At 70.4% G+C, this 16,916-nt stretch carries 14 protein-coding genes; 6 read left to right on the forward strand and 8 right to left on the reverse strand.

Features of this window, described 5'->3' with window-relative positions; genetic code table 11:
- Window positions 1-77 precede the first annotated feature (77 nt).
- Together ABZ208_RS31065 and ABZ208_RS31070 are read left to right on the forward strand one after the other, a co-directional pair.
- Window positions 78-1,391: an ATP-binding protein gene (locus ABZ208_RS31065; RefSeq protein ID WP_356912782.1), complete on the forward strand. Its 1,314-nt coding sequence runs from the start codon at window positions 78-80 to the stop codon at window positions 1,389-1,391.
- Window positions 1,388-2,515 (forward strand): tetratricopeptide repeat protein, encoded by a 1,128-nt coding sequence (locus ABZ208_RS31070; protein ID WP_356912783.1) that lies wholly within the window; start codon window positions 1,388-1,390, stop codon window positions 2,513-2,515. Before ABZ208_RS31065 ends, ABZ208_RS31070 begins: the two co-directional genes overlap by 4 nt.
- 67 nt (window positions 2,516-2,582) lie before the next feature.
- On the opposite strand, the gene ABZ208_RS31075 is transcribed toward ABZ208_RS31070, so the two are convergent.
- From ABZ208_RS31075 to ABZ208_RS31090, 4 genes are all read right to left on the reverse strand, one after another.
- Window positions 2,583-3,953, reverse strand: a complete 1,371-nt coding sequence (locus ABZ208_RS31075; RefSeq protein ID WP_356912784.1) for a pyridoxal-dependent decarboxylase — start codon at window positions 3,951-3,953, stop codon at window positions 2,583-2,585.
- A gap of 246 nt (window positions 3,954-4,199) precedes the next feature.
- Window positions 4,200-4,574, reverse strand: a complete 375-nt coding sequence (locus tag ABZ208_RS31080) for a peptidoglycan-binding protein (RefSeq protein ID WP_356912785.1) — start codon at window positions 4,572-4,574, stop codon at window positions 4,200-4,202.
- 1,219 nt (window positions 4,575-5,793) lie between these two features.
- A complete protein-coding gene (locus ABZ208_RS31085) occupies window positions 5,794-6,843 on the reverse strand; it encodes a polyprenyl synthetase family protein (RefSeq protein WP_356912786.1) in 1,050 nt (349 codons plus the stop codon).
- Window positions 6,840-7,904 carry a tetratricopeptide repeat protein gene (locus ABZ208_RS31090; protein WP_356912787.1) on the reverse strand — a complete coding sequence of 355 codons (1,065 nt, stop codon included), beginning with the start codon at window positions 7,902-7,904 and terminating at the stop codon, window positions 6,840-6,842. Before ABZ208_RS31090 ends, ABZ208_RS31085 begins: the two co-directional genes overlap by 4 nt.
- A 668-nt stretch (window positions 7,905-8,572) precedes the next feature.
- Between ABZ208_RS31090 and ABZ208_RS31095 the strand changes: the two genes are divergently transcribed.
- On the forward strand, window positions 8,573-9,007 hold the full coding sequence (locus ABZ208_RS31095; RefSeq protein WP_356912788.1) for a subtilase-type protease inhibitor: 435 nt from the start codon (window positions 8,573-8,575) through the stop codon (window positions 9,005-9,007).
- A gap of 214 nt (window positions 9,008-9,221) precedes the next feature.
- Here the strand turns inward: ABZ208_RS31095 and ABZ208_RS31100 are convergent, their stop codons facing one another.
- Window positions 9,222-9,428, reverse strand: a complete 207-nt coding sequence (locus tag ABZ208_RS31100; RefSeq protein WP_356912790.1) for a DUF4236 domain-containing protein — start codon at window positions 9,426-9,428, stop codon at window positions 9,222-9,224.
- Window positions 9,429-9,918: 490 nt separating this feature from the next.
- On the opposite strand from ABZ208_RS31100, the gene ABZ208_RS31105 reads away from it, so the two are divergent.
- The 3 genes from ABZ208_RS31105 to ABZ208_RS31115 all read left to right on the forward strand — a co-directional run bounded on the left by ABZ208_RS31105 (window position 9,919) and on the right by ABZ208_RS31115 (window position 13,895).
- Complete coding sequence (locus tag ABZ208_RS31105; RefSeq protein WP_356912792.1) at window positions 9,919-10,857, forward strand: aminoglycoside phosphotransferase family protein; 939 nt, start codon at window positions 9,919-9,921, stop codon at window positions 10,855-10,857.
- A 418-nt stretch (window positions 10,858-11,275) separates the two neighbouring features.
- Window positions 11,276-11,989, forward strand: a complete 714-nt coding sequence (locus tag ABZ208_RS31110) for a hypothetical protein (protein ID WP_356912793.1) — start codon at window positions 11,276-11,278, stop codon at window positions 11,987-11,989.
- A 238-nt stretch (window positions 11,990-12,227) separates the two neighbouring features.
- Window positions 12,228-13,895 carry a hypothetical protein gene (locus tag ABZ208_RS31115; RefSeq protein WP_356912794.1) on the forward strand — a complete coding sequence of 556 codons (1,668 nt, stop codon included), beginning with the start codon at window positions 12,228-12,230 and terminating at the stop codon, window positions 13,893-13,895.
- Between the two features lie 406 nt (window positions 13,896-14,301).
- Here the strand turns inward: ABZ208_RS31115 and ABZ208_RS31120 are convergent, their stop codons facing one another.
- From ABZ208_RS31120 to ABZ208_RS31130, 3 genes are all read right to left on the reverse strand, one after another.
- Entirely contained in the window at window positions 14,302-15,477 is a 1,176-nt protein-coding gene (locus ABZ208_RS31120) for a DUF6596 domain-containing protein (protein ID WP_356912826.1), read from the reverse strand.
- Between the two features lie 8 nt (window positions 15,478-15,485).
- On the reverse strand, window positions 15,486-15,893 hold the full coding sequence (locus tag ABZ208_RS31125; protein WP_356912795.1) for a YciI family protein: 408 nt from the start codon (window positions 15,891-15,893) through the stop codon (window positions 15,486-15,488).
- Between the two features lie 663 nt (window positions 15,894-16,556).
- A complete protein-coding gene (locus ABZ208_RS31130) occupies window positions 16,557-16,832 on the reverse strand; it encodes a hypothetical protein (RefSeq protein ID WP_356912796.1) in 276 nt (91 codons plus the stop codon).
- Window positions 16,833-16,916: the final 84 nt, after the last annotated feature.

The following is a 16,916-nucleotide window of genomic DNA, read 5'->3' on the forward strand; positions in this document are numbered from 1 at the left end:
CCTCCTCAAGACAGGCCATGGGTCAGGGCACATGGGCACCTGAAGGTCCCACGTGTCGCATACGTAAAGTGTGGGCCATGCTGGCGGAATCTCCACTGATACAGAGTTTGCGTACGGCCGTTGCGGCCGCGCCCGACGACGTGCCCCTGCGGCTGCACCTGGCGGAGCTGCTGCTGGATGCGGGACACACCGACGCCGCAGTGGCGGAAGTTGCCGTGACACTGCAGCACGCGCCAGGTGACGTCCAGGCGCGCGAGCTGATGACCCGGGCCATGGGCGCCCCGGCGCCCGGGCCCGATGACGCCACGGCTGCCGCGCCTCCCCCGGACTCCCCCACCGCCCCGCCGCGAGCCCCGGCGCCCGAGCAGCCTCCGGCACCCGCCCCTCAATCCACCGTGGGCTTCGACTGGAAGGCCGCCCAGGACCAGGTCGGCGATGTCGTGCCGCCCCGGTTCACCGAGGCGCCGCTCACCGTGGACGGCAAGGCCGATCCCGGGGATGCCGCAGCCTGGGAAGTGGAGCTGCCCGGGACCGTCCGCCTCGTCGATGTGGGCGGTATGCAGGAGGTCAAGGAGCGCCTGGAGGCCGCATTTCTGGCACCGTTGCGCAACCCGGAACTGCGGCGCCTGTACGGCAAGAGTCTGCGCGGCGGTCTTCTGATGTACGGGCCGCCTGGCTGTGGCAAGACCTTCATCGCGCGGGCCGTCGCCGGTGAGCTCGGGGCGAGTTTCCTGTCCGTGTCGGTCAACGACGTGCTCGACATGTGGATCGGCAACTCCGAGCGCAACATGCACGAGGTCTTCCAGACCGCCCGCCGCCAGGCTCCGTGCGTGGTGTTCCTGGATGAGCTGGACGCGCTCGGCGGCAAGCGCAGCCGCACCCAGAGCAGCCCCATGCGCAACACCGTCAATCAGTTGCTGACCGAGCTGGACGGCATCGACGCCGGAGCGAACGAAGGCGTGTTCGTACTTGCCGCGACCAACGTGCCCTGGGATGTGGACATCGCTCTGCGTCGCCCCGGCCGACTGGACCGGACCTTGCTGGTGCTGCCGCCCGACGGCCCGGCGCGGGAGGCGATCCTCCGCTATCACCTGCGCGACAGGCCCATCGAGAACGTCGACGTGAGCAAGCTGGTCAAGGCCACCGACGGCCTGTCCGGCGCGGATCTGGCCCACTTGTGCGAGGCCGCGGCCGAGTACGCGCTGCTCGATTCGTCCCGCACCGGCACGGTGCGCATGATCGGCATGCCGGACCTGCTGGCCGCGGCAAGGCAGATCGTGCCCTCGACCGAGCCGTGGTTCGCGGCCGCCCGCAACGTGGCGATGTACGCGAACGAGGGCGGGATGTACGACGACCTGGTGGCCTACCTCAAGAAGAAGCGGAAGCTGTGACCACACTGCACCCGACCGTCGAACGGGCCCAAGGCCTCATCGAGCTCGAACGCTACGACCAGGCCAAGGCGCTCCTGGGGCAGCACCTCGCCGACGACCCCGGCGACGTACGCGCCTGGGTGAAGGTCGGCTACTGCCACCTGAACACGCAACGGCCGGAGCAGGCACTGGAGGCTGCAGACCAGGCGCTCGAACTCGCGCCCGAGGACTACGGCGCACTCATCCTGCGCGCTGAGGCGCTGATCCGGGTGCCCAGCAGGTCGTGGCGCGAGGCCGAGCCCGTACTGCGCGAAGCGGTCCGCATCGACCCCCACCACTGGTACGGATATGCCATGCTCGCGGACGCCGTGACGCGCATGTCAGTGGTCCGTTACGCCCAGGCGACCGGCGCCAGGAAGATCGAGCACCACGAGTTCGAACACGTCTCCCGGGAGGCGGCCGACTTGGTCTCGGTGGCACTGCGCCTTGGCCCCGAGGAGGTCTACGCCCACGAAGTGGCCGAGCGGATCGCCGGCTTCTCGGGCCACAGCAAGGTCGTCGACCAGCTCGAGCGCGCCATCCTCCGAATCGACCCCACTCACTCGCAGGCCCTGGCTGCGCAGACCAGGAAGGCTGCCGACGCGCCGGGCGTCAAGGCCGGCCGGGCCGCCGACCTGTACGCCGGCGGGCTCGCCGCCGCTCCGGACTCCGAGGCGATGCAGCGCGGACTCGACCAGGCCACGTACCGCATGCTGCGCGGCGTGCGCTGGCTCGCCCTGCTCTGTCTCGGCCTCGCCGGGGCGATGACGGACCTGTTCGCCGTCGAGGGCGAGGTGCAGCGGGAGTTGCCGCTCTCGCTCGGCCAGCGCCTGTGGTACCTCGTGCCGATGACCGCCATCTGGATCGTCGGCGCCCTGCTGCGTTACCGCCGGCGGCGCACCGGCGTCCGGCTCAATGTTCAGTCGCTGATGCGCCGCGGCCGGTGGGCCCGCCTCGTGGTTGTCCAGGCGGCCTGGTCCATGCTGTGCGCGTTGCTGATCGCCCAAGTCCCCTGGACCGAGCGGCTGTTGCCCCAGGTTCTTTTCTGGGCAGGGCTCACGCCGACGTTCGCCACGATCTGGTTCGACCGGAAGAAGGCCTGCTGATCGCTACGTCGGAGGGCAGACGGCACCGATCGAAGCACCCCCGCGGTCGGTCACGGTGCGTGTCGTGTCAGGGTCCGGCGGCCGCCGCACGGCGGATGGCGTCCAGCGTGCGACGCACGTCGTCGTCGGTCGTGGACCAGTTGCTGACCGAGATCCGCACGACACGGCGATCGTGCCAGACCGAGCCGCTGATCCAGGCCGTGCCGTCGTCGAGCAGCCGGGCGAGCACCTGTTCCGTGCGCGTGTCATCGCCGAACGTGGCACAGACCTGGGTGAAGATCACGTCGTTCAGCACTCGCGCACCGTCGATGTCGGCAATGCCGGCGGCGAATGCCGAGGCGTGCCGGCACAGCCGCTCGACGAGCGCGGCGACTCCCGACCGGCCCAGCGACCTGAGCGCGGCCCAGACGGTGAAGGCACGGCCGCGCCGGGACAGCTCGGGGACCTTCTCGAAGGAGTCGCCCCGTTCGTCGTGGATCAGGTAATCGCCGCGCTGCCCCATCGCGGCCCGGACCGTCGAGGGATCCCTTACGACGACGAGGCCGCAGTCGTAGGGGACGTTCAGGGTCTTGTGGGCGTCGGTGGCCCAGGAGTCGGCCTGCCCGCAGCCTTCCGTCAGGTGTGCGTAGGCGGGGGACGCGGCGGCCCACAGACCGAACGCGCCGTCGACGTGCACCCACGCACCGGCGGTGTGGGCGGCCTCGACGGTGTCGCCGAAGGAGTCGAACGCACCGGAGTGGATCTCTCCCGCCTGGAGAACCACGATCGTCGGTTGTCCGTCTGCGCTGGTCAGGGCCTGCCGCAGCGCGTCGGGGTTGATGCGCCATTGATCGTCCGCGGCCACCAGTTCGGGCTCGCCGAGTCCGAGATAGCGCAGCGCCAGGTCGATCGCCATGTGGCGGCCCTCGCCGGCGAGGACCCGTACGCGGGGCCCGCCCGTGAGCCCGTCGCGGGCAGCGTTCCAGCCGGCCCGCCGCAGGACCGTGTCACGGGCGGCGGCAAGAGCGGTGAAGTTCGCCGTCGTGGCGCCGGTGGTGAAGCCGACGGCGCTCTGCGTCGGCAGCCCCAGCAGGTCCAGCAGCCACGCCCCGGCGATGTCCTCCACCGCGGTGTGCGCGGGTGTCACCCTGCGCATCACGCAGTTCTGGTCCCAGGCGCTCACCAGCCAGTCGGCGGCCAGTGCGGCCGGCAGGCTGCCACCGATCACGAATCCGTAGAAGCGGCCACCAGGAAAAGCGGTGAGGCCCGGCTCGCAGGCGGTGGCCAGCAGTTCCACGACATCCGCGGGCGAGCTGGGACCGTCCGGCAAGCCGGGGCCGAGCGCGCGCACGACCTCCTCGACCGAGGCACGCGCCGGAACCGGGCGTTCGGACAGACTCGCCAGCCAGCGCACGGCATGGTCGTGTGCCCGCTGCAGCGCTGCCTCGCGCGCATCCATGTCTCGGACTATGAACCTGCGGGCCGGGGCCCGCAACACAACCCCTCCGGCAGCTCCGCGTTTCACCGACGCGGTCAAGATCGTCCCACCGCCGGATGAGGACCACGGTCAGGCTCGCGTCGCGCGCAGCCGCGGGCGACCGGCAGTCCAGGGCGACGACGGCCGTGCGCGGTGACTCGAACTTCTGCGGCGGCCCGCAGAAGGCGGGCCGGAGCGTCCCGGTGGTCCCGGCATGGTCGGCGCTGATCATTTGGTTCGCAGCATAAGAGCGTGGCGGGTGTGGTCACCGTAGACGCCGGTCTCGTCGCCGAGGATGCCGTACTGCTTCTGGAATCTGGTCACGGCCGCCCGGACCTCCCTGTCGTATCGGCCGCTGATCGCGCCGCCCTCGTAGATGTTCGGGACCTGGAGCAGACGTACCTGCAACTCGTACACGCCATGGCCGCTGTCGCCCTGGCGCAGCACTCCTGTGCCTGGGATCTCGGGGAGCGTGGGAGCCGGGCCGGCGGGGAGCGTGGGAGCCGGGCCGCCGGGCAGCGGCGGGCCCAGTTGCCCGGGGGGCGGGGAGGGGACCACCGGTGCGGGGTCGTCGTTGAACAGCAGCGAAGAGGCGAGGATCAATCCGCCGGCTGCAACCCCTCCGATGGCTACGGCACGACGGGTGTCCGGCCGGTCGATGAAGGCCCGCCACCCCCGACGTCTGTTCCGCGCGTGCGCGCGGACGGGTGACGGTGATGCTGTCGAGGGCGGGGCGTCAAGTTGGCCCGGGGGCGGGGGCGGAGCCGGGCGTCGGGGGGTGGCCGACCCGGTGGTGTCCGGGCGTGGGCCGGACCCGTGGTGTGCGCCCTCCTGCACGGGAGCCGGGGGCGGGAAGGTCACCGGCGGCGCGGCGTGCGTCGTGCCTGCGCCGCGGGCCACAGGCGGCTTTCCCACCCTCGGGGGCGGGACAGGCTCCAGATTTATGCCGCGCGACCAGAGCTCCTCCACCGCCCCGTCCTGCGGAGCGTCGGACCGGCGCAGGCGACCGGTGAGGGGCGGCTCCACGACAGGCGGCGAGGTGGCGTGTGCAGGGGCGGGATCCAGGCGCGCGGGCCCCCGGCTCACCGGCTGTGTCGGTCGGGGTGGGGACGGAGCCGAAGGCGGGGTCGGGGTCGGGGTCAGATGAGTGGAGCTGGCGTCCCCGGCTGGTTCGCCGCGTTGACGCCAGGACGGCGGCGGGCCCTCGGCCCAGCCCTCCTGACCGTCGGACTTGTAGAGGTCGGCGCGTGCGGCGTCCAAGGCGTCCAGCACGGCCTGAAACGAGTCCCGTATCTCTTGGGCGATATCAGGACCTGAATGGTGAGCTCGCTGAGGTTCGGGGTCGTTGGATCCCACTGGCGGTCTCCTCAACCAACGTCCGTGGAATGTCGTGTCTCGGACAGACCAGCGATGTCTTTCCTGAACGGATGCGCACGAAGATGTTGGGTGGTGATCGCAGAAGGGTTGTGACGGGAAGCTGGGCTGCACGGGTCGGTCTTCGCTGTTCTGTTGTGAGGCGATACGCAGCCCGTGCGGTCTTGTCTCATCCCGCCTGCCAGGATGTAGCACATATCTCGTCGCATTCCTCGAGGAGTTGACCGCCTGTGACAACCGGCCGGGCGCCGGCAGCCTCCCGCCGGTGGGTCGGCACTCCCGCGGTGGACAGTGGCGGGAGGAAGCAGGGAGGGCTCCACCGACAAGGGCTACGACTGCAGAGACCTCGCAGTTGCTGGGACCGCCACCGCTGGACCTTCGCGCGCAGGTCCGAAGCCGTGGCCACGCCCGCGTCCGGGCGCGGCCTGGGCATGCGGGTGGCGGGCCGTCACATTCTGCGGTCGATGAGGAACGGCACGAGCGTGAGGATCTCCTCGACCGCCATGGGTACCAGCGGGATGCTCGTCAGGCAGTCTCGGGCGCTCTCCAGGTGGTGGTGGGCTTCGGTCAGGGTGGCGGAGCGTCCGCCCGCGTCCTCGATGAGGTCGGCAGCACGGCGGGCGGCGGTGTCGTCGAGGGGACGGTCCGAGGTGAGGAGCGCGACAAGGCGCCGTGCGGCCGGGCTGTCGGTGGACAGGGCGGCGAGGACGGGGTACGTCTTCTTCAGCCGGCGTAGATCGTTATGGACCGGTTTGCCCGTGACCTGCGGGTCTCCCCAGATGCCCAGCAGGTCGTCCACGGCCTGGAAGGCCACCCCGAGATGCCGGCCGGCCCGGGCGAGGGCGTTCACGGTCGGGACAGGGGCCCCGGCGAGCACGGCACCCAGGCCGGTGGCGCAGCCGAGCAGGGCGCCGGTCTTGTGGTCCGCCATGGTCCTGTACTCGTGGGGCCGTACCGCGTCGGGACCCGTCCAGGGCCGGGATTCGAACAGCAGGTCCTCCGCCTGACCGCGCACCAGGTCGTTCAGCGTCCCGGCCAGGTGCCGCACCGCTGTTGCACTGTGTACGTTGCGGGAGTCGGCCAGCGTCTCCACGGCCATGGCGAAGAGCGCGTCCCCTGCCAGCACCGCGGGGCCGGTGCCGTACGCCCTCCACACGGCCGGGCGCTGCCGCCGGGTCTCGTCGCCGTCCATGATGTCGTCGTGCAGGAGCGAGAAGGTGTGGATCAGCTCGACGGCGACCGCGCCGACGACGGCGTTCTCCCCGGGCGCGCCGGCGGCCTCGGAACAGAGCACGGTGAGCGCCTGACGTACTCCCTTGCCCTGCGAGCCGGGGGTGGGCGTGCCGTCGACATCGCTCCAGCCGAGCGAGTAGGCGGCCATCTCGGCCGGCCACGGATGAAGACGCTGGACGGCTTCCGCGAGGGAGGGCCGTACGAGGTCGCGACAGCGGGCGAGGATCTGGGGTGCGGTGGTCCGGGCTGTTGCCGACGGCGTCATCGGTGGCCGCCTTCCTCGGCTGCCAGGGTGGCAAGCGGCGCTATTCCGAGTTCGGCATGCGCCTTGTCGACCATGTCCCGGGCGTGACGCAGACCGATCCGGTCGAGAGTCCGGCGCAACTCGTCCAGGTCCGCTGCGGTCTCGGCGTGGTCGCGGCCGAGATGGGCGAGCGCCTTGACCAGCCCGAGCCGGGCCAGTGCCTCGCCCCTCGGCTCGCTCATGGCGCGGAACTCCGCGAGCGCTTCCTCGTAGACGTCGCAGGCTTCGTCGTAGCGACGGGCCCGGAAGAGCACGTTGGCGCGCATCTTGTGGTTGTAGGCGAGAGCGCTGGACAACTTCATCTCGCGGCAGGTGAGTTCGGCCTCGGCGAGCAGGGCAAGGGCACGTTTCGGGTCGTCGTCCCGCAGGGAAACGATGTCGGCCATGCCGCGCAAGGCCCACGCGCGGCCGCGCCGGTCGTCGGCCTTCCCGGCTATCTCGGCCGCTTCCTCGAACATCGCAAGGGCCGTGTCGTACGAGCCGGTGTTGCGGTGAATCTGCGCGATGCCCTCCAGCGCCCACACGGTGTGGCGTGCTTCGCCGCGTTTGCGTGCCTCGGCGAGCAGTTGCTCGTGCAGGACGGCGACGGCCTCGTAGTCGCCCTGGATGCGTCCGGTCTCCGCCAGGCCCGCGAGGGAGTAGCCGCGGGCCACGATGTCGCCGCCGCGCTTGCCCATCTCGGCGGCGAGCCCCAGCAGCCGGAAGGCGAGCGCCAGCGCGCCCCGCTGGCGGGCGAGTGTGCCGCCGCTCCACAGCGCCCAGGCCATCGCCCCCATGTCACCGGCCGAGCGGGCGGCCCGGTAGCTGGCCTTCCACGCCTGATCCGCTTCCTCGACGTTGCCCAGTCTGCGGTGTGCCTCGGCGACGGCGAGCCCGGAGCGTGCCACCTCCTGCTGTGAGCCGGAGACCTGGGCCGCCCTCAAGTGCTGGGTGCCTTTGGCGAGTACGTCGGTCAGGGAGGAGTTCACCGACAGATCGGTGAGGGCGCCCTGGTACTCGGGTGCGAATGCCTTGCTGTGCATGGGTGCCTTCCGTGCGCGGCCAGGACACCGGCCACCGAGCGACTATACACAACATGTATACATACTGTGTATAGTCGCCTGGCGCTCTGGGTCCGGCACTTGGGAATCGGGGAGCCGCCCGTCACCTTCGGCGGGTGCGGCGAACGGCCTTGCTGTGGATCAAGACGGCTGCCGCACGCCCGGGGTTGCTCGTCGCGGCAAGATTCCCTCACGTAACCGGAACGACGGCATCAAAGCCCACGACCTACAGGGGCACGAGGGCCCCCCGCGGCCACGGCGGACGTGAGGCCCGGCGGGGCGCGCGGCGCAGCAACGCCTGCCGCCGGTGGCCGACACCACCCCGGGCCGCCGGCACGGCCCCTCTCACGGCCACCATGAAGCGCGGATGAGGAGCGACTTTTCGGCCGAGGTGCGGCGGCCGATGCCAGGGTGGTGCGTCGTCAGGCGGCTGGTGGGAAGACGGAAGGAGCGGTGCGAAGGCAAGGGAACTGTGTGTCAGGAGTGACGTTCAGCCGGAGTCGCAGACCACCCGACCTCGAAGGATGTGGATACCGGCCACGCGCCGGCGGAGAGACGTGTCCAGGAAAGACATGTCCGATGTGCTATCAGCTCATATGTGCGCAAGGCTCCTTGGCGCCCCCTGATGTCGCGAACAAAGGAGTGATCCCATGCGACGACTCGCGGGAAAGGCCCTGGGAGCCGCAGGACTGGTGACGGGCCTGAGCGTTCTGTTCGCCGGCCCGGCGCATGCCGAGCCGGCCCAGCCGAAGAGCCTGTACGCACCGTCGGCGATGGTGCTGACCATCGGCAAGGGAGAGACCGCGCGTAGCGCGACAGTGCAGCGAGCGGTGACGCTGCGGTGCAACCCGAACCCCGGCGGGGACCACCCCGACGCACCTGCCGCATGCGCGGAGCTGCAGAGCGTGGAGGGGCGACCTGCGTTGCTGTCGAACGACGAACCCTCTCGCTACTGCACGCGGATCTACGATCCCGTCACGGTCACCCTCGACGGGGTGTGGGAGGGACGCCGTATCTCCCATGAGGCGACGTTCGCCAACAGCTGCGTGATGCAAGGAGAGGTGACCCAGCTCTTCAGCTTCTGAGTTGCCCTCGCCTGCCCGGCCCCGGCATTCCGGGGCCGGGCCTCGGTCTTTCCTACGACGGGGCCTGCGGCCCCGGCCGTCCCCCGGGCCGGGGGACGGCCGGGGCGCGGGACCGGGCCCGCGCTCGCCCCCTGCCGGCAGACCCCGGCCAAGAGCTCCCCTACGTCCCTGGCAAGCAGCAGCGGATCGTGTCGGAGGGTGGTGCGGGTACCGCCTACTGACCGGTCCTGCGCCGACGGCGCGTGGTGCGGTGGAAGCCGAACGGTCCGGGCAGGTTCACCGACGTGGTGCGCTGTCCGGTGCTGCTGATGGTGTGGCGGGGGCCGTGGCCGCCCCCGAGAGTGACGGACCAGGAACCGCGGCCGATGCTGAGGCGGACGCCGGGCAGGATCCGGAAGCTCTTGCGGAAGGTGAAGGGCACGGTTCGGGCTCCAGACGGTCGAGTGCTGCGGGTCAGGCAATCCGAGGGGCGCCGGACTCACGGTACAAGCCGTGCCGCTCTTCATCGCCGACCTCGGTGCGGGGCGGCGAGCCGCGTCAGTCCGGCGACGTGAACGCGTCGCCTTGGACCGGACCTCCACCGGGCGACAGCATCCTCTCCCCCTCCCCCTGCACCGCCTCACGCACCCGCCCCGGCACACCCCGACGCCGCCCGCACCGCAAGGACACCGTTACACCACCCGGCCGCACCCAGTGCCCGCCGCCCGCGGGGCAACAGAGTGTTCTGCCAGGAGACCGGTTTCCCCCCCCCGACACCCGGACGGCACACGGACGGCACCCGGACGGACGAGTCCTGCCGTTTCACGCGCTCGCTGACACTCGCGGGCACGCGCTGCTCAGGGGCGACGCACGCCCGTCACCGAGATCAGGCTGCCTGGTGGCGGCGTCGGGGCAGGCCGTAAAGTGCCCCAATGATCTGGATACCAGAGGAGTTCGCGCGGAGCACTGTCCAGCGCGAAGGAGGGTCTGGAGCGGCGTGGCTCGCCGAACTGCCCACGATCGTGGACGAGTTGCTGGAGCGCTGGCAGTGCGTGCCGGACGGCGATGTCATGCACGGGGGTGTCGGGGTCATCGTCCCGGTGCGACGGCCGGCCGGCGGGACCGCCGTGCTGAAGGTGTCGTTTCCACATTCCGGCAACGTGTACGAGCCGGACGCATTCGTGGCGTGGCGTGGGCGCGGAGCTGTTCTGCTGCACGAGCGCGACGACGAGCGTTTCGCGATGCTGCTCGAGCGGGTCCGGACGTCGACCCTGGCGGAGGTCGAGGACGGCGATGAGGTGGTGACGGTCGCAGGGCGGATCAATCGCCGGCTGGCCGTCCCCGCGCCGCCTGGTCTGCCCCGGCTGCGGGAGCAGGCCGACGCCTGGGAGGAGCAGCTACGCAAGGATGCCGAGGAGCTGACGCACACACTGTCGCGTCATGTGGTGGACGCCGCCGTGGCGACGGTCCGCGAGCTGGGCCGTGTCCAGCCGGACATCCTCATCCACGGCGACCTCCACGCCAGAAACATCCTGCGCGCCGACCGTGAACCATGGCTGGCAGTCGACCCCAAGGGGTACGCAGGAGATCCCGCTTACGACGGCGGCACCCTGCTCAAGTCGCGCGCGCTGACACTCCTCGCAGCGGACGACCCGGCCAAGGCTGTCCATCGCACTCTGGACGTCTTCGCCGAGGCTGCGGAACTCGATCGCGAACGCACCCGGCGTTGGGCCCAGTTCCATGCCGTCCAGGCTGCGTTCTGGGGCCGCCACCACGGATTCCGCATTGCCCGCAGCGGACCACGATTGGACTCGCTCACCGAATTCGTGGATCGCCTGGCAGAGTTGCTCACGACAAGCTCGTGTTCGTGATCTCCGGTGGGCCCGGTACCGGTCTGCTGTCCGAGCTGCCCAGCAGGAGCTGAGGTCCGCGCCATCCTGAGAGGGCTCACCTCACCGAGCAGTGGGAGCCGACCCGATGGTCACCACTCGTGCCCACTCGGGCGGCGAGTCCGGGACGTAGTCACCGCCGGTGCCCTGGCCGTCGTCGAGGACCTGCTGGGCCCCGACGCGCTGCTGCGCGACGGCGCGCTGCGGGACGAAGTGGAGACTCTCTGTCCGAAAGGCCGTTCGCGGATGCGTCGCAGCGATGCCGGGTCGAGCGGTGGGTACTTCTGTTCAACCACGCCTCAGACAGGTGCGAATCACAACGCACCCCGTACCCTGCATCACAACACCCCTGCATGTCACAGCAGACGGCGTGCACAGCCGACCCCACCAGGAGCGCACCATGACAGCGACGGCAGACACGAACAGCATCGAGTCGACAACGGCGCTGCTGCAGGCGGAGCTTCCCCAACTCGAGAAGCATCAGCAGACACTCGAAGAACACCTCGCCGCGGTCTCCCAACGACTGGAAGCGGTGCGCAGCGCGCTGTCCGCGCTGAACGCGCTGTCGGCGGCCACTTTCCCCCAGCCGCGAGCAGCTGAGCCGCAGACCGAGGCTGCACCGTCCGTGCCGGACGAACCTGCCACCGACACCGAGCCGGAGCCGACGCCGTCGGTCGAGACCGTGCCCGTGCCCGTGCCGGTGGACGAGAGCACTGCCGCCGCTCAGACCACGAAGGCCCAGACTCCCCCGGCGACGAACAAAACGACTGGGGGCTCCAGGAAGAAGGCCGCGCCCAAGAACTCTGCGAACGGCAAGGCGGCGAAGCAACCGTCCAAGAAGCAGACCGCGGCCAAGGCCACAGCGACCAAGGCGGCACGGCGCACGCCCGCCTCCGAGGCCGTGGTGGCAGGCAGCGGCCTCACCGACCAGGTCATCGCCGTCCTGGCCCGCACCCCCGAGACTCCGCTGCGCGCACGCGACGTCGCTGAGGCACTCGGCCGCGACGACACCACCGGCAACATCAACACCATCCGCAGCACCCTCGACCGCCTCATCGCCACCTCCCGCGCCCACCGCGCCGGCCGCGGCCTCTACCAAGCACCCGCCAACTGAATCTCGTCCAGGACAGTGCCGGTGCTGTGACAGCGGGACTGCCACAGCACCGCCATGCCTGTGCCGGTGCATCTGCCGCTCAACGCGGCAGGCGGTCCGCCGTTGCCGTGCGAGCGGCAGGGGCGCACCGAGCCCGGCGGCCCGGGTGCGGCCGAGCCGCCGCCTGAGCTGCCGAGTCGGCGCCCTTACGTCAGACTGCCAAGAGGGGAAGCGCATCGTCTTCGGGCAGGAGTGGCCCATGTCGCTCGACCTCAGCCACGGATTCCTCGGGGAAGTCCAGTTCGACACGCAGACAGTGCAGCAGGTCTTCGCCGCCAACTTCCTGGAGCGCGCCGGGATGGTGCAGATGTCACTCCCCGACGGGGATCTGTCGATGTGGTTCGACCAGCCTGTGGTTGCCCTGGTGAACAACCCGGACCCGGCGGCGGCCCGGGTCGAGGTCACGCTACGGCTGATCGCCCGGCTCTCTGACCGCAGCGACGAGGCCCGGGTCTTCTTCACCGCCCGCGGAACCGTCAAGGACCGGAAGCTGCTTGCCAGCGCGGACACCCGCGCGTGCCCGTCGGTGGACTTCAAGGACTCGGTACCCACCGACTTCGTGCAGACCTTCACCACGAACAGCGAGTACGACGACGTCGTGACCACCGGAGTCAAGAAGGTGCTCAAGGAGTCGTCGCCGTTCGCTCTCGGCCCCCTGGCCGACGAGAGCGGCAAGCGGTTCTACCGGACCTACTTCAACGTCCCGGATCATCCGGAAGGCCTGCTGGTGATGTTCATCGCCGCCTTCGGCGAGCCGCCGGCTCCCCCCACAGTCACCGAGCGGCTCTTCTCCTCCGACGCGATGCTGCTCGTGCCTGATGATCTGGTGAATCCGGCCATCGACAGGGGGCTGCAGCAGGCCGGGCTCGCCTCCCTGCCGGCCAAGCTCAACGACGATGTGAAGGTGAACTCCCTGCAAGTCTCGCTCCAGAACGGGCACATTCGCATCGAGGGATCCGGCACGAACACGACCGAATTCCTCGGCATCCCGATCGACACCGACTTCACCTTCAAGGCCTTCGTCCAGCCCCTCGTCAACGCCGACGGCAGCGTCGGTATCAACGTGATCTCCACCCAGCAGAGCATCGTCGGCGCGGGCAGTGATTTCGCCGACTTCATCACCGCGGGAGCGCTGACCCGGCTGATGGAGAGGCTCCTCCCGGAGGCGATCAGCGGACTGTCGCTGGGATCGATCTCGGGCCTCGACTTCTTCGCCTCCGAGACACCCGGCAGGGAAGAGTCGGCACCCGCCACCCCGGGATCGCTGCCCAACGTCTTCGCCAACGGGATGGGTATCCCCTTCGACGTGCACGTCTCGATGCCGAACGAGATCCAGCCGCCGTACATCAGGGGCCACGTCGACAGCAGGCAGTTCCACGTCAAGGGATGCCAGTTCGGGGATCTCATCGCCTTCGTGAATCTGCGCAAGTTCCCGTCCACGACCGCTGCCGTCGCGGCGGGTTTCGACGGATGCGCCGTGTGCCGGCCCGAATTCAACGTCCCGGAGTTCGGCAGTCTGTCGATCGACGTGGAACACCCCGAGGAATTCCAGCCGGGGACTCCAGTGACCGTACGCGCCACTTACGCGGGCGACCTCGTGCGGTTCGACGTCCCCCTCGCTCCCGCGGCGGAGGAGGACGTCAACGCGGAGCCCTTCAAGAGCAACGGCGTCCCCACCCACTTCTTCGCGTTCGACCACGTGGTCCCGGCCGACTGGACGGTGTCGGCGACGGCCGGCACCTGGTCGGTGGAGACGACCGTCCGAGTCGGCACGCGCGTCCTTGCACCGGACGGCTCGGTGGAGGGCAAGCGAACGCAACTCAAGGCGACGGTGGGCAAGCCAGGGCTCGTCCAGGTCGTCGAGTGAGCCACGGCCGCAGCATCCTCCTGGCGGCGACCGCCGGCTTGTGGCCGATCGTCAGGCCGCAAGCGCTCGCGGCCACCGCGACCGCACACTTCGCCCCACCACGCGTCACCGTGATGCCCGGCCACGACGCGGTGGCAGCCATGGTCCCGCCGTTCGTTCCCTTTCCCGGCTCTTCGTGGATGAGCCTGGGTGAGCCACTTGCGGGCAGCCGGACCGTCGCTGGAAGGACAACCTTCACCGGCCAGGGCTTATGAGACACCACGCCTCCAGTGCGCCTGTCGCCGCCGCAGAGCTTCCCCGTCGGCAACGCGTCGTGCAGCTGGTCTCCACCCGCCTGCTCGCCTTGAGGCGACCGCTCTGGCCACGGGGCCGCTCCACGAACGCGGGACAGTCCGAGCGCGACCCGTCAGCGACACCGGCTGGCGTTGAGCCGGGCGGCCTGGCGCGTCAGGTGGTCGCGCTCGGCAAGGTTGGGTGCCTTTTGGGCCGCCTCGGCGTACAGCCTTGCAGCCGTCGCCAGGTCGCCGTCTCGCTCGTGGAGATACGCCGCCACCGCGGCGTGGCGGGGGATGGGGTGTCCCCTGCTCGAAGAGCTCGGGGAAGAGTTGTCCAGCGCCGCGAGTGCCGCCAGACCGGCGCGCGGTCCGTCGGCCTCGCCGACGGCCACCGCGCGGTTGAGCCGGACGACCGGGCTGTCGGTCAGGCGCGCGAGCTCGTCGTACCACTCGACGATCTGCACCCAGTCAGTCTCCTCGGCGGTGGGCGCGTCAGCGTGGAGTGCCGCGATGGCGGCCTGGGCCTGGAATTCGCCCAGCCGGTCGCGGGCGAGGGCCGCCTGCAGGATCTCGACGCCCTCGGCGATCGACTCGGTGTCCCACCGGCCGCGGTCCTGCTCGGCGAGCGGCACCAGGCTGCCGTCGGGCGCGGTCCGGGCGGCGCGCCGGGCGTGGTGGAGCAGCATGAGGGCGAGCAGCCCCGCCACCTCGGGGTGGTCGATCACGACCGCGAGCTGCCGGGTGAGCCGAATGGCCTCGGCGGCGAGGTCGACGTCACCGGAGTAGCCCTCGTTGAAGACCAAATAGAGGACGCGCAGCACGGTGGCGACGTCGCCGGGCTGGTCGAACCGCAGGCCGGAGACGGTGCGCTTGGCCCGGCTGATGCGCTGGGCCATGGTCGCCTCGGGCACCAGGTAGGCCTGGGCGATCTGGCGGGTGGTCAGCCCGCCGACGGCGCGCAGCGTGAGCGCGACCGCGGACGACGGCGTCAGCGACGGGTGGGCGCACAGGAAGTAGAGCTGGAGCGTGTCGTCCACCGCGGGCGCGATCCCGGGCGCCGGCTCCTCGTCGACGAGGTCCTCACGCCGGCGGCGGGCGGCGTCCGCCCGGGTCGCGTCGAGGAACCGGCGCCAGGCCACGGTGACCAGCCAGCCCGTCGCGTCCCGCGGGGGGTCGGCCGGCCAGACGCGGACCGCCTCGACCAGCGCGTCCTGCACGGCGTCCTCGGCCGCCGCGAACTCGGCTCCGCGGCGGACGAGGATGGCGAGCACGCTCGGCGTGAGGCTCCGGAGCAGTGCCTCGTTCATCGATGAGGTCACTCCGTGATGGTGGGCGGCGCGGCCAGGAACGGGCGCAGCTCGAGCCACTCGTGGATCGGCTTGCCGCCCGCCCCAGGGGCGGCCGACAGTTCCCCGGCCAGCTCGACGGCGCGCTCGTAGCTGTCGACGTCGATGATCATCCAGCCGGCGATGAGGTCCTTGGTCTCCGCGAACGGTCCGTCGGTGACCGGCGGGCGCCCCTCACCGTCGTAGCGGACCCACGCTCCCTCGGGGGCGAGCGCCTGACCGTCGACGAACTCGCCTGTCTTCTCCAGCCGGGCCGCGAAGTCGTTCATGTACTGCATATGCGCCGAGATCTCCTCCGGGCTCCATTGGTCCATCGGCACGTCGTTGACCGCAGCCGGGGCGCCTCGGTAGTGCTTCAGCAGCAGGTACTTGGCCATCGTGGTTCTCCTCGGTGCTGGTGCGACCCATTGTGGTCGCCTTCAGTGCGGGGACGGAGCCAGTCACGCATTCTCGACATCGCCGTCCGAATTTTTTTGGCTCTCGTAGATGAACCTGGGTGAGCCGTCTCGCGGTGTCCGGGTCCACGGCGTGGCGAGGGCGAGACGGAGCGAAGCCTTCCAAGATCAGCAACAACCGAGCAACCGAATCAACGGAAGGCCTCGCGTGCGTCACCGTACGTGTGGTGTCGAGCACCTCACCGACCGGCAACGCACACGACGGGACAAGTGGCTCCCGCTCGGCGAGCCGAACAGGCGAGGTCGAGGTCACCTGGCACGTCTACCAGCAGATCCGCTCGGACCGTGCCGGCTCCTTCGCGGCGGCCCGGCGCGGTCCCATGTGCCGTGCACCTGCGCCGCCACGGTGCGCCGCTTGCGGACGGCACGGGCGTGGACCGTAACCGCCCCCTGACGTCCTGCAACAGGTGGTCGGCGACTGCATGACAGGTGGCCTCACCCACCGCCGCGCCGCCAGCGACGGACGCCGAGGCCGCTGCCGCGTCGAAAGCGCGTGCCGGCGCCGCCTCCAGCCGTCGGGCGGCACATCGGCGCGAATCCGGTCGTCGTAGCGGCGGGGAGCCGCCTCCTCCAGGAACTCCCAGGTCATCGGGGACCGCACGCCCAGGAGAACGGCATCGACTGCCACCGTGAGAACCGCACTGGCGTAGGGATGGCACGGCGGTCACGGCGGCCGAGCCGCGGCACAGCGAGCGCTTGTGGGCAGCCCTCATTCACCCGGATCAGGATGGTGCGCATGTGCCGCTCGGTGGCGGCCGCCACGCAGGCCCGGTGCTGTTCGGAGGCGGTGAACTCGGCACTGATGGGGACGACCTCGGCAAGCTCCAGCGGCGCCGGCAGGCCCGGGCACAGGATCGCCATGGCTGCGCGAATGGCACCTGTGGGGAGACGATGGAGGAGGTGGAGCCCCGAAGCCGAGGCTCGGTCGTGGGTCGCCGTCCTGAT

Source organism: Streptomyces sp. NPDC006208 (genome assembly GCF_040613775.1).
Classification (GTDB): Bacteria; Actinomycetota; Actinomycetes; order Streptomycetales; family Streptomycetaceae; genus Streptomyces.

Excerpts from the sequence above, each read along its gene's own strand:
- ABZ208_RS31065 (WP_356912782.1), top strand. The coding sequence starts at position 78 with ATGCTGGCGGAATCTCCACTGATACAGAGTTTGCGTACGGCCGTTGCG.
- ABZ208_RS31105 (WP_356912792.1), top strand. The coding sequence starts at position 9,919 with ATGATCTGGATACCAGAGGAGTTCGCGCGGAGCACTGTCCAGCGCGAA.
- ABZ208_RS31130 (WP_356912796.1), bottom strand. The coding sequence starts at position 16,832 with ATGGCGATCCTGTGCCCGGGCCTGCCGGCGCCGCTGGAGCTTGCCGAG.
- ABZ208_RS31090 (WP_356912787.1), bottom strand. The coding sequence starts at position 7,904 with ATGCACAGCAAGGCATTCGCACCCGAGTACCAGGGCGCCCTCACCGAT.
- ABZ208_RS31115 (WP_356912794.1), top strand. The coding sequence starts at position 12,228 with ATGTCGCTCGACCTCAGCCACGGATTCCTCGGGGAAGTCCAGTTCGAC.
- ABZ208_RS31095 (WP_356912788.1), top strand. The coding sequence starts at position 8,573 with ATGCGACGACTCGCGGGAAAGGCCCTGGGAGCCGCAGGACTGGTGACG.
- ABZ208_RS31125 (WP_356912795.1), bottom strand. The coding sequence starts at position 15,893 with ATGGCCAAGTACCTGCTGCTGAAGCACTACCGAGGCGCCCCGGCTGCG.
- ABZ208_RS31110 (WP_356912793.1), top strand. The coding sequence starts at position 11,276 with ATGACAGCGACGGCAGACACGAACAGCATCGAGTCGACAACGGCGCTG.
- ABZ208_RS31120 (WP_356912826.1), bottom strand. The coding sequence starts at position 15,477 with ATGAACGAGGCACTGCTCCGGAGCCTCACGCCGAGCGTGCTCGCCATC.
- ABZ208_RS31075 (WP_356912784.1), bottom strand. The coding sequence starts at position 3,953 with ATGGATGCGCGCGAGGCAGCGCTGCAGCGGGCACACGACCATGCCGTG.
- ABZ208_RS31085 (WP_356912786.1), bottom strand. The coding sequence starts at position 6,843 with ATGACGCCGTCGGCAACAGCCCGGACCACCGCACCCCAGATCCTCGCC.